The organism is Streptomyces sp. NPDC002773, from assembly GCF_040295605.1.
Taxonomy (GTDB): domain Bacteria; phylum Actinomycetota; class Actinomycetes; order Streptomycetales; family Streptomycetaceae; genus Streptomyces.
This window is the reverse complement of record NZ_JBEOVO010000021.1, coordinates 112342-123897: the sequence shown is the minus strand read 5'-3', so window position 1 is coordinate 123897 and position 11556 is coordinate 112342. Positions and strand designations below refer to the sequence as shown.

General features: G+C 72.9%; 10 protein-coding genes. 7 read left to right on the top strand and 3 right to left on the bottom strand.

The genetic code is table 11. The features are described from left to right. Window positions 1-167, bottom strand: a 167-nt coding sequence (locus ABT034_RS24080; protein WP_502973041.1) for a MerR family transcriptional regulator, incomplete at its 3' end; no start/stop codon positions are given. 656 nt (window positions 168-823) lie between these two features. On the opposite strand from ABT034_RS24080, the gene ABT034_RS24075 reads away from it, so the two are divergent. Next, window positions 824-2443 carry a phospholipase D family protein gene (locus ABT034_RS24075; protein WP_351218475.1) on the top strand — a complete coding sequence of 540 codons (1620 nt, stop codon included), beginning with the start codon at window positions 824-826 and terminating at the stop codon, window positions 2441-2443. A gap of 172 nt (window positions 2444-2615) precedes the next feature. On the opposite strand, the gene ABT034_RS24070 is transcribed toward ABT034_RS24075, so the two are convergent. After that, window positions 2616-3134, bottom strand: a complete 519-nt coding sequence (locus ABT034_RS24070; protein ID WP_351218473.1) for a YcxB family protein — start codon at window positions 3132-3134, stop codon at window positions 2616-2618. A gap of 176 nt (window positions 3135-3310) precedes the next feature. On the opposite strand from ABT034_RS24070, the gene ABT034_RS24065 reads away from it, so the two are divergent. The 6 genes from ABT034_RS24065 (at window position 3311) to ABT034_RS24040 (ending at window position 11159) form a co-directional block, all read left to right on the top strand. Continuing rightward, on the top strand, window positions 3311-4225 hold the full coding sequence (locus ABT034_RS24065; RefSeq protein ID WP_351218472.1) for an SDR family NAD(P)-dependent oxidoreductase: 915 nt from the start codon (window positions 3311-3313) through the stop codon (window positions 4223-4225). 33 nt (window positions 4226-4258) lie between these two features. Continuing rightward, window positions 4259-4762: an SRPBCC family protein gene (locus ABT034_RS24060; protein WP_351218470.1), complete on the top strand. Its 504-nt coding sequence runs from the start codon at window positions 4259-4261 to the stop codon at window positions 4760-4762. Next, the gene (locus tag ABT034_RS24055) at window positions 4749-6353 is read left to right on the top strand and encodes a phytoene desaturase family protein (RefSeq protein ID WP_351218468.1); all 1605 of its coding nucleotides are present in this window, start codon (window positions 4749-4751) and stop codon (window positions 6351-6353) included. Before ABT034_RS24060 ends, ABT034_RS24055 begins: the two co-directional genes overlap by 14 nt. A 217-nt stretch (window positions 6354-6570) precedes the next feature. After that, window positions 6571-8817: a catalase gene (locus tag ABT034_RS24050; protein ID WP_351218466.1), complete on the top strand. Its 2247-nt coding sequence runs from the start codon at window positions 6571-6573 to the stop codon at window positions 8815-8817. 58 nt (window positions 8818-8875) lie between these two features. Then, window positions 8876-9781: an SDR family oxidoreductase gene (locus tag ABT034_RS24045; RefSeq protein ID WP_351218464.1), complete on the top strand. Its 906-nt coding sequence runs from the start codon at window positions 8876-8878 to the stop codon at window positions 9779-9781. Window positions 9782-9992: 211 nt separating this feature from the next. Then, on the top strand, window positions 9993-11159 hold the full coding sequence (locus ABT034_RS24040; RefSeq protein WP_351218462.1) for a glycosyltransferase: 1167 nt from the start codon (window positions 9993-9995) through the stop codon (window positions 11157-11159). A 23-nt stretch (window positions 11160-11182) separates the two neighbouring features. Here the strand turns inward: ABT034_RS24040 and ABT034_RS24035 are convergent, their stop codons facing one another. After that, on the bottom strand, window positions 11183-11554 hold the full coding sequence (locus ABT034_RS24035; RefSeq protein ID WP_351218460.1) for a DoxX family protein: 372 nt from the start codon (window positions 11552-11554) through the stop codon (window positions 11183-11185). Window positions 11555-11556 lie beyond the last annotated feature (2 nt).

Sequence of the window (11556 nt, the reverse complement as noted above, 5' to 3'; positions counted from 1 at the left end):
GAGTAGCGGCGGTGGCCGCCCGCCGAGCGGAGCGGGGTGATGAGGCGGGCTTCGCCGATGGCGCGGAGGAAGCCCTGGGTGGTGCCGAGCATCTCCGCGGCCCGACCCATGGTGTAGGCGGGGTAGTCGTCGTCGTCGAGACGGTCGTACGAGCCGTCAGCTGTCATTTGCACCTCTCTGCGAAACGCGTACAGGGGGCCCTGGTGCCGTACGGCACCAGGGCCCCGAAGGAACTGCTACACCACCTGCCGGGCTTGGTACTGCGCCGGCTTTCTGTTTCCGCGGACCCGACCGAGATGCTCTCGGGGGTGCGGGGATCGCGGTTGCTTGACCGGAGACCACCTCACTATCGATGTCCTGCGGTACCCGGGCTCTTGGCTTCCGCCCGGGCGATCCTGATGGCGCTCGGCTCCTCCGTTCTTTCCTTGGTGATCAACTACTTTTCCATCGGGGTACTGCTGTACTGCGGCACTGCTGGTCATGCGTACTGCTCACGGCGGCCCCTGATCACCTCGGGCCACCCGGTCCGGCCGTCAGCCCCGTCGCCGTCCTGCGACAACCTGGCTTCGAAACTCCACCGCCGTACCGTTCTGCGATCCGACTGCGTGTACTGCTGGTACTGCTGCCGGCAGTTCATCTCTGCCAGGCCCTGCTTGTCTCTCTGGGCTACGAGAGAAACTGTAGCCAGATCACTGCCCGATGTCTACTCCGGCCGAGATAGATTTTCGCGTGTCCAGTGGTGAGGTAATCGGTCGCGATCACATGGCGGGCGGGGGCGGGCGTCGGCCCGGGCAGCGCGGGTAGCCGCCGGGTGGAGGTCACCGTGAAGTACAGCGACTGGTTGCTCACCGCGGGCGAGCGCGGGAACCGTTCGACCCGTCTGGACAGGCGCCACCCCGACGGAGCCGCATGGACCCGCGGCAACGACGTCCGGCCCCTGGTGCACGGGGCCGCGTACTTCGGCGAGCTGCTCCGGGGAGTGAGGGCGCAGCGTGCCGGAGACCTTCTGCTCTTCACCGACTGGCGCGGCGATCCCGACGAACGTCTCGACGGCGCCGGTACGGAGATCATCGACGTCCTCGGTGAGGCGGCGGCGCGCGGGGTGATCGTGAAAGGGCTCGTGTGGCGCTCCCACCTGGACAAGTTCCAGTTCAGCGAGAGCGAGAACCGCCACCTGGGAGAGGAGCTGGAGGAGGCCGGTGCCGAGTGCCTGCTCGACATGCGGGTGCGGCCCGGCGGGTCCCATCACCAGAAGCTCGTCGTCCTGCGCCATCCGGGCCGGGCCGACCTCGACGTCGCGTACATCGGAGGCATCGACCTGTGCCACAGCCGCAACGACGACGCCTCCCACCACGGCGACCCCCAGACGGTGCCCTTCGCGTCGGCCTACGGCCCCCGGCCTCCCTGGCACGACGTGCAGCTGGCCATCCGCGGCCCCGCGGTCGGGGATCTCGAAGCCAACTTCCGTGAGCGCTGGGAGGATCCCTCGCCCCTCAGCCGCAGTCCTCTGGTCCGCCTCCGCGAGCTCGTGCACCGCGAGGACACCGAGGCCGACGCCCTGCCTCTGCAGCTGCCCGACCCCGAGCCCCGCGGCAGCCACACGGTGCAGGTGTTGCGCACCTACCCCAACCGGCTGCTGCGCGGCTATCCCTTCGCCCCCGACGGTGAGCGCAGCATCGCGCGCAGCTATCTCAAGGCCCTGCGCCGGGCGCGGTCGCTCATCTACCTGGAGGACCAGTACCTGTGGTCCCCGAACGTCGTGGGGTTCTTCGCCCGGGCGTTGCGCGCGAATCCCGGCCTGCGTCTGATCGCCGTCATCCCCACCGTCCCCGAGCAGGACGGGCGGATCACGCTTCCCATGAACCTGGTCGGGCGCGTCACGGCATTGGACAGGCTGCGCCGCGCGGGCGGCGACCGGGTAGCCGTGTACGGGCTGGAGAACGACGTCGGGACCCCCGTGTACGTGCATGCCAAGGTGTGCGTGATCGACGACGTGTGGGCGTCGGTCGGCTCCGACAACGTCAACCTCCGTTCCTGGACCCATGATTCGGAGCTCAACTGCGTGGTCCTGGACGACGGTGCGGACGGTCGGCCACCGCGCGACCCCGGCGGGCTCGGGGACGACGCCCGCCGTTTCGCGAGGGACCTGCGGCTGGAGCTCTCCTGTGAGCACGTGGGGGGTGGCGGCGGGCCGTACCCGTCCTCCGCGACGGACGACCTGTGCGATCCGGCGCGCGCCTTCGACGCCTTCGCCGCCAGTGCCGCGGCCCTGGACGCCTGGCACGAGGGGGGCCGCCAGGGCCGGCGGCCGCCCGGTCGGCTGCGCGCCTACCGGCCGCCCGACATGTCCCGCCTGACGCGCAGCCTCGCCATGCCGCCGTACCGCCTCCTGGTGGATCCGGACGGGCGCCCGGCCCGGCTTCGGCGGCGTAACGCGTACTGACGGAAGCGGCGCGGTGTACGTCGTACGCCGTACGTCGACCGGCAGGATCGCGGCGCCGGTCAGGTGCGGGCGAGGGTGGCGGCTCCGAAGGAACCAAGGCCTCGCCACAGCTTCTTCTTCCGGCGCCGTTCCACGGCAGCCCCTTCCGCTCGTCGTCGCGATCGCTGTGAGGTCAGACCTGTTCGAGGTGGCGGTCCAGGATGGTCTGGACGCGGGTGCCGTCCTCCGGGGGGAGGCCTCTTCTGGGGAGTACTTCGACGGCCAGGATGTTCGGGTCCCGGCTCAGGAGGACCCAGTGGTCCGGGGTCGCCCGGTAGCCGCGGAACATCGACCAGCGCTGGGTCAGCGTGCAGTGGTCGGTGGTGGCGGAGATGCCGTCGTCGGCCACCGTGGCCCGGTACTCGCCCTGCCATGCGACGAGACGCAGGACGTGGCGGGCCTGGATGTGGGGGATCGACCAGGTCAGGAGCACGACGAGCCCCTGGAGCACGACCGAGCCGATCGGCGCTCCGTTGACCACGAGCAGCACCCCGAGCCCCGCGAAGAGGCTGCCCACCACGCCCCGGACCACTGACAGCCCCCTGATCCGGTCGCGTACCCGGATGCCCGCGCGTATGTCGGCGCGGGTCGGCCGGTAGGACCACTCCACCGGTTCCGTGCGCAGTGCTGTGTCCTGCCCTTGATCGACCATGGCCGCACCCTAGCGGCCTGACGGATCGGCGCCGCGCGTACCCCGCTCCCACGTTCTCTCCGTTCGCCGGGAGGCCGGCGGCGTGGGGACGGCGGCTCCGTCGAGAGGTCGGCGGTCCCGGGGAAACCCGTGGCTCCCGCGCATGAAGTGACCTGGAAGGGGTCAGACGCCGGGGCATGAGAAGGCGTGGCTCGGAGCGGGCGCAGGGCCCGGTCGTCGTGGTCACCGGCGCTTCGAGTGGGATCGGGCGCGCGGTGGCCCTCGCGTTCGCGCGACGCGGCGCCCGGGTCGTGCTCGCCGCGCGCAGCGCCGCCGTCCTCGGGGACGTGGCGCGGCAGTGCGCGGGCGCTCACCGTGCGGCCGAGGCGCTTGCCGTTCCCACCGATGTCGCCGATGCCCGGGCCGTGGAGGCTCTGGCGGCCGCGGCGCTCGCGCGGCACGGCCGGATCGACGTCTGGGTGAGCGCGGCGGGCGTCGGCATCCTCGGCGGGGCCGACCGGATGCCGCCCGAGGACGTGCGCCGGTTGTTCGACGTCAACGTGATGGGGGTGGTCCACGGGGCCGGTGCCGCCGTTCCTGTCATGCGCCGTCAGGGAAGCGGTGTGCTCATCGACGTCTCCTCCGTCCTCGGTGGAGTCGTGCGGGCGCCGTACATGTCGGCGTACGCCATGTCCAAGGCCGCCCTTGTCACGTTCGACGACGTCCTCCGGCAGGAGCTGGCGCTCTCCGGGGCACGCGGCGTGCACGTCTGCAGCGTCCTGCCGGCCGGGGTGGACACCCCCTTCTTCCGGCACGCCGCCAACCACAGCGGCCGCCGGGTGCGGGCCCTGCCCCCGCTCGTACGCCCCGAACGCGTGGCACGGGCCGTCGTCCGCGCTTCACGGCACCACCGGAGGAAGGTCACCGTCGGGGCCTTCGGCCGTGTCCTCACCTGGGGATACGCGGTGGCCCCCGGCCTCGTTCGTGCCGCCATCGGCCGCCACACCGCGTACCGGTATCTGTCGCCACCCGGCGAGATCCCTGTCACGACCGGCATCCTCTACGCCCCGTCCGGCGCCACGGCGGCGCCGCGCGGTGGTCGTGGTGGGTGACCGTACCGTCCACGAGCCACCAGGAGGCCTCTCATGGCCGTGCGCCATCAGCTCATCCGCAAGCCCCCGGCCGAAGTCTGGTCGGTCCTGCGCGACGGCGACCTCTACACCCGCTGGGTGATCGGCACCGATGACTCATGGAACCGGGACGGGCGGTGGCCCGCCGAGGGATCGGAGATCGGGTACGCGGTGCGGCTCGGTCCGTTCGAGTACGAGGGCCGTACCGTCTCGCGCGTCTTCGAGCCCGGGCAGCGCCTCGAACTCGAGGCCATGAACGGCACGTCGAGCAGTGTCCGCATCGCCATCACGGTCCAGCGCTGGGGAGAGGACACCCTCGTCGTCGTCGACGAACACCCGCTGACCGGGCTGATGGCGCGCTGGCACAACACGTTGCTCGACGCCGCCATCCAGCTGCGGCACCGCGCCATGCTGGCCCGGCTGGCCCGGCTCGTGGAGTCGGGGCCCGAGGTGGACGCGGACTCCGACGCGGACACGGAGGCGGGTCCGGGGCAGGGCGGGCCTCGTGTCGACGCCTGACGCGGTGGTCGTCGGCGCCGGTCCCAACGGTCTGGTGGCGGCCAACGTCCTCGCGGACGCCGGGTGGCGGGTCGTCGTCCTGGAGGCCCAGGACGAGCCGGGCGGTGCGGTGCGCAGCGACCGCGGAGTCCATCCCGACTACGTGCACGACCTGTTCAGCGCGTTCTACCCGCTGGCCGCCGCCTCCCCGGTGATCCGCGCCATGCGCCTGGAGGAGGAGGGGCTGCGCTGGACGCACGCCCCGACCGTCCTCGCCCACCCGCTCCCCGACGGCCGGTGTCCGGTGCTCTCCCGGGACCTGGAGAGCACGGTCGCATCGCTGGCGGGGTTCGCGGCGCCCGACGGCGCCTCCTGGGAGCGTCTCTACCGGATCTGGCGGCGCGTCGGCGACGATCTGGTGGGGTGTCTCTTCACCCCTTTCCCGCCGGTCCTCTCGGGGCTGCGGCTCGCGGCTCGCACCGGCCCGTACGACGGCCTCCGGCTGGCCCGGACCATGCTGTTGCCGGCCCGGCGCTTCGGCGAGGAGAACTTCGCCGGTGAAGGCGGCAGGCTGCTGATCGCGGGCAACGCGCTCCATGCCGACCTGGGGCCCGAGTCCGCTCTCGGCGGCGGTTTCGGCTGGCTCATGTCGATGCTCGGCCAGGCGTACGGGTTCCCGGTGCCGACCGGTGGGGCGGGGAGCCTCACGCGCGCGCTCGTCCGGCGGCTCCAGGCCCGCGGCGGGGTCCTCCACTGCCGCCGGACGGTGACGCGCGTCGTCGTCCGAGGCGGCCGCGCCGTCGCCGTCCGTACCGAGGACGGCAGCGAGATCCCCGCGCGCCGGGCCGTCCTCGCCGACGTGCCCGCACCGCTGCTGTACGGGCGTCTGGTGGCGGCGGAGGACGTGCCGCCGAGGCTGCGCGCCGATCTGCGCCGCTTCCAGTGGGACTTCTCCACGGTGAAGGTCGACTGGGCCCTCGCGCGTCCGATCCCCTGGACGGCCGAGGGCGCGCACGGCGCCGGGACCGTCCATGTCGCCGACGGCGTCGACGACCTCACGCGTTTCGGCGCCCAGCTCGCCATGGGTCGCGTACCCGACGTGCCGTTCACCGTCCTCGGCCAGATGACCACGGCCGACGCGACCCGCTCCCCCGACGGCACGGAGTCGGCCTGGGGTTATACGCACGTGCCGCAGGAGATCAGGGGCGATGCCGGGGAGGACGGTCTGCGCGGGCTGTGGGACGAGCGGGAGAAGGCTGTCGTCGCGGCTCGCGTGGAGGCGGGCATCGAGCGTCTCGCGCCCGGGTTCCGCGCGTCGATCGTCGCTCGCCGGGTCCTGGCGCCGCCCGACCTGGAGCGGCTCAACGCGTCCCTCGTCGGAGGCGCCGTCAACCAGGGCACCACCAACTTGCACCAGCAGCTGGTCTTCCGCCCCGTGCCCGGCACCGGGCGTCCGCGGACCCCGATCCGGGGGCTCTTCCTCGCGTCGGCCACCGCCCACCCGGGCGGTGGTGTGCACGGCGCCCCCGGCGCCAACGCCGCCCGCGCCGCCCTGCGCTCGCACCGCCCGGTCCTGGCGCCCCGCAGACTCCGGTCCCGGCCGTTCCGCTGAGTGGGAGACCCCTTCTCTTCACTGTCCGCCATCGAAGTCGCCCGGCCCCCCACCCGCCACCGAAGTCGCCCGTGTCCCCTGCCCGTCACCTAAGTGGCCCGTGTCCCCTGCCCGTCACCTGAGTCGCCCATATCCGGGCAATCTCGTATGTTCAGGTCATTCGCGACAGGGCAAACGTGGGAGAGCGAGACCCCCACCCGAACAGGAGTGTCCCCACATGACAGCGAACCCGAACCCGGACCCGTCGTCCCCCGAGTCCGGCGTCCCCGGGCGGCCCGGAGCCAAGCCCTCGTCCCTCGAGGAGCCCACACAGCCCCGCGGCCCGCTGCCGCCCAAGCCGGACCAGAGCGGCCCTGAGACGGTCAGCCCCACCGGTCAGGCCACCGGGGAGGACCCCGCCCGTTCGGCCCAGAGCGGCGCGTACCTCACCACCGCGCAGGGAGCCCGGCTGTACGAGACCGACCACTCGCTCAAGGCCGGCAGCCGCGGACCCGTCCTGCTCCAGGACCACCACCTGCGCGAGAAGATCACCCATTTCGACCACGAGCGCATTCCCGAGCGCGTGGTCCACGCGCGCGGAGCGGCGGCCCACGGCGTGTTCCGGAGCTACGGGACGGCGAGCCGGCTGACGAAGGCCGCGTTCCTCGCCGACGACGTCGAGACACCGGTGTTCGTACGGTTCTCCACGGTCCTCGGCTCGCGCGGCTCGGCCGACACCGTCCGCGACACGCGCGGCTTCGCCACGAAGTTCTACACCGAGGAGGGGACGTTCGACCTCGTCGGGAACAACATCCCGGTCTTCTTCATCCAGGACGCCATCAAGTTCCCCGACATCATCCACGCCGGCAAGCCGCATCCCGACCGGGAGATCCCGCAGGCGCAGAGCGCCCACGACACCTTCTGGGACTTCGTGTCGCTGCACACCGAGGCCACCCACCACACGCTGTGGAACATGTCCGACCGGGGCATCCCCCGCTCCTTCCGGATGATGGAGGGCTTCGGCGTCCACACCTTCCGGCTCGTCGGCCACGACGGCACGACGACCCTGGTCAAGTTCCACTGGAAGCCCAAGCTGGGCGTGCACTCGCTCGTCTGGGAAGAGGCGCAGCTCATCAACGGCATGGATCCCGACTTCCACCGGCGGGACCTGTTCGACGCGATCGAGGCGGGCGCCTTCCCGCAGTGGGAACTCGGCGTCCAGACCTTCCCCGACACCCCGGAGCAGACCTTCCAGGGCATCGACCTGCTGGACCCGACGAAGATCGTGCCGGAGGAACTCGCCCCCGTACAGCCGGTCGGTCTGCTCACCCTCAACGCGAACACCAAGAACTTCTTCGCGGAGACGGAGCAGGTCGCCTTCCACCCGGGCCACCTCGTGCCCGGCATCGACGTCACCGACGACCCCCTGCTCGCAGGCCGACTCTTCTCCTACCTGGACACGCAGATCAGCAGGCTCGGCGGACCCAACTTCGCCCAGATCCCCATCAACCGTCCGCACGCCCCGGTCAACGACATGCTGCGCGACGGCATGCACCAGACGGCCGTCCACACCGGCGTCGCGCCCTACCACCCCAACTCTTTGGACGGCGGCTGCCCGTTCCTCGCGGGTGCGGACACCGGCGCGTACATCGAGGCGCCCGTGCCGGTCCCGGAGTCGACGAAGGAGCGTGAGGCTCCCCAGTCGTTCTCCGACCACTTCGGGCAGGCCCGGCTCTTCTGGCTGAGCATGACGCCGACGGAGCGCGAGCACATCATCGCGGCCTACACCTTCGAGCTGAGCAAGTGCTTCGAACAGGCCGTGAAGGAGCGGGTCCTGACCGTCCTCGCCAACATCGACCCCGTCCTCTGCGAGGGCGTCGCCACGGGTCTCGGTCTGTCCGTGCCGCCGGCGACGGTGCCGTTCGCCGAGGTCCAGCCGAGCCCCGCGCTGTCCCAGCTCGGCGAGACGTGGCCGGTCGACGGGCGCGTCATCGGCATCGTCGCCGACGAGACCGACGCCGAGGGCATGGCGGCCGTACGGGCGTTCCGCGAGGCCGCTCTGAGCGCGGGCACGGTGCCGCTGGTGATCGCCGCGACCGGTGGCACCCTCGACGCCGGCGGGGAGGCGGTCGCGGTGCAGCGCACGTTCGCCGCGGCGCGGTCCACCGAGTTCGACGCGCTGTATGTGGCCGCCTGCCCCGCTCCGGGGCTCGACGCGCAGGGCGTACGGGACGCGAAGGCCGGCCTCCTCGCGACCGACGCCCCGCTCCTCGACCCGCGTGTGGCGCTGCTGCTCACGGAGGCGTACCGGCACGGCAAGGCCGTCTGCGCGACGGGCGAGGGGGCGACGGCCCTGGAGGCGGCCCGGCTGCCCATGGACGCGCCGGGGGTCGTCGTCGGCGACGCCGCCGGGCAGGTGCTGTCCGAGCTGACGGGGCTGCTCGGCAGCCACCGGGTGTGGCAGCGGTTCCCCGCGTCGGTCTGACGCACGTGGAGGACGAGGGAGGACGTCGGTCCGACTCACAGGAGGGTGAGGGCAGGGTATGGATACGCGGCACACCGAGGAGACGGACGCCGGCCGGGAGACGGACGCCGGCCGGGAGCCGGGCCCCACGGAGGCGGGCGCCGAAGCGCCCGCCGTTCCCGGCGACCTCACCTTCCGGCCCCGCACCGCCCTGGTCACCGGCGCGGACTCGGGCATCGGGCGGGCCGTCGCCGTCCGGCTGGCCGAGCAGGGCCTGGACGTCGGCATCACCTGGCACAGCGACGCGGAGGGCGCCCACGCCACCGCCGACGAGGTGCGGCGGCACGGCCGCCGCGCCGTGGTGGAGCATCTGGACCTCACCCGGCTCCCCGAGGCGGCGGACGTCGTCGACCGGCTCGCCGACGCGCTCGGCAGGATCGACGTCCTCGTCAACAACGCCGGGACCGGCACCGCCACTCCGGTCCTCGACCTGGACCTGGCGACCGTCCGTCAGGTCCTGGACGTGGACCTGGTCGGGCCGCTGCTCTGCTCCCAGCGGGCGGCCCGGCGCATGATCGCCCAGGGCGGCGGTGGCCGGATCGTGAACGTGACGTCCGTCCACGAGCACCAGCCGCGTGTGGGCGCGGGTCCGTACTGCGCGGCCAAGGGCGGGCTCGGACTCCTGACCCAGGTCATGGCCCTGGAGCTGGCCGAGTACGGCATCACGGTCAACGCCGTGGCCCCCGGTGAGATCGCCACGCCGATGACCGGTCAGGAGGACACCGACGTACGGCGGGAGTCCCGGCCCGGTGTTCCGCTGGGCCGACCCGGGGACGCCCGGGAGGTCGCCGCCGTCATCGCCTTCCTGGCCGGCCCCGACGCCTCGTACGTCACCGGCGCGTCCTGGGCCGTGGACGGCGGCATGCTGCGCATGGGCCCGATGGCCGGGTCCCATCTGCGGGAGAACGACTGGCGGCGCCCCTGAGGGGGGCGGGCCGGGGGCGCTCGCGGGGAGAACCGGGGCACGCTCGTAGGGAGGGCCGGGGGCACGCTCGCGGGGAGGGCTGGGGGCGCGCTCGCGGGGAGGGGCGGGGGTGGCTCAGAATGGGCGGCTCGGATCGGAACGTGCTGGACATGGGGGCCGCGTAGTGCGCGTGTTGTTGTCGACGTATGGGTCGCGCGGGAGCGTCGAACCGATGGTGGGACTCGCGGTACGGCTGCGGGAGTTCGGCGCGGACGTGCGGGTGTGCGCGCCGCCGGACGAGGAGTTCGGGGCGCTGCTGGCCGGTTCCGGGGTGCCGATGGTGCCGGTGGGACAGCCCGTGCGTCCGTTGGTGGCCTCGGTGAAGCCCGGCTCTGCGGCCGGACTCGCTCGGCGGGCGGCCGACCTGATGGCCGCTCAGTTCGGGACGGTCGCCGCGGCGGCCGAGGGGTGTGACGTGCTGGTGGCGACCGGTCCGTTGCCCGTCACGGCCGGCGCGCGGTCGGTGGCCGAGAAGCTGGGCATCCGTTACGTGCACGCCAGTCACCAGCCGGTCGTCCTGCCGTCGCCGCACCAGCCGCCCCCGGCGCGGCGGGGCCGTCCGATGCCCCCGGGGGTGGCCGACAACCGGGCGCTGTGGGACCTGGACGCGCAGAACGCGAACGACATGTTCGGTGCGGAGATCAACGCGCACCGGGCGGCGATCGGTCTCGCCCCGGTGGACAACGTCCGCGACTACGCGTTCACCGGGACCCCGTGGCTGGCCACCGACCCGGTCCTGAGCCCGTGGCGGCCGACGGAACTCGACGTGGTGCAGACCGGCGCCTGGATCCGGCCGGACGGACGTCCGCTCCCGCCGGACCTCGCGGCGTTCCTGGACGCCGGGGAACCGCCGGTGTACGTGGGGTTCGGCAGCATGCCCCCGGGCGCCTTGCAGGATGTCGCCCGAGTGGCCGTCGAGGCGATCCGGGCGCGGGGCCTGCGCGCGATCGTCTCCCGTGGCTGGGCCGGTCTGGCCCTCGCCGACGACGGGGACGACTGCCTCGCCGTCGGCGAGGTGAACCACCAGGAGCTGTTCGCCCGGGTGGCCGCCGTCGTGCACCACGGCAGCTCGGGCACCACGACGACGGCCGCCGTGGCAGGGGTGCCGCAGGCCGTCGTGGCGCAGGGCGCGGACCAGCCGTACTGGGCCGGCAGGGTGGCGGCGTCGGGCATCGGCGTGGCGCACGACGGCCCGATGCCGACGGTGGAGTCCCTTTCGGACGCGCTCGACACGGCCCTGGCCCCCGCGATCCGGGCGCGTGCGGCCGCCGTCGCCGGGACGGTCCGCACCGACGGGGCGGTGGTGGCCGCGCGCCTGCTCCTCGACTCGGCCGGCTGAGGTCGGCCGCGTACGGAGGCGTGCTACTGCTCCGCGCGGCCTGCCCGGCGGGCCCAGAGGATCAGGGGGACCTGGAGGGGAAGCCGTGCGTACGCGAGGGTCTTGGCGGTCGTCGAGCGGTTCCGCCAGTCGTAGGCCATCTTGACGTTGGCCGGGAAGACCCCGGCGAAGAACAGGGCCGTGGCGTGGGCGCTCACGCGTCGGGTCGCCGGGAGTGCGAGCCCCGCGGCCAGGGCGAGTTCCACCGCGCCGCTGGCGGCGGTCCAGGTGCGCGGGCTGCCCGGCAGAGCGCGCGGCACAATGGCGTCGAACTGCTTGGGGGCGACGAAGTGGGCGACGCCCGCCGAGGCGAGCAGACCGGCGAGCAGGAGCGCGGAACGTGCGGGCGAGGGCATCG

Excerpts from the sequence above, each read along its gene's own strand:
- ABT034_RS24060 (WP_351218470.1), top strand. The coding sequence starts at position 4,259 with ATGGCCGTGCGCCATCAGCTCATCCGCAAGCCCCCGGCCGAAGTCTGG.
- ABT034_RS24045 (WP_351218464.1), top strand. The coding sequence starts at position 8,876 with ATGGATACGCGGCACACCGAGGAGACGGACGCCGGCCGGGAGACGGAC.
- ABT034_RS24065 (WP_351218472.1), top strand. The coding sequence starts at position 3,311 with ATGAGAAGGCGTGGCTCGGAGCGGGCGCAGGGCCCGGTCGTCGTGGTC.
- ABT034_RS24040 (WP_351218462.1), top strand. The coding sequence starts at position 9,993 with ATGGTGGGACTCGCGGTACGGCTGCGGGAGTTCGGCGCGGACGTGCGG.
- ABT034_RS24035 (WP_351218460.1), bottom strand. The coding sequence starts at position 11,554 with ATGCCCTCGCCCGCACGTTCCGCGCTCCTGCTCGCCGGTCTGCTCGCC.
- ABT034_RS24070 (WP_351218473.1), bottom strand. The coding sequence starts at position 3,134 with ATGGTCGATCAAGGGCAGGACACAGCACTGCGCACGGAACCGGTGGAG.
- ABT034_RS24050 (WP_351218466.1), top strand. The coding sequence starts at position 6,571 with ATGACAGCGAACCCGAACCCGGACCCGTCGTCCCCCGAGTCCGGCGTC.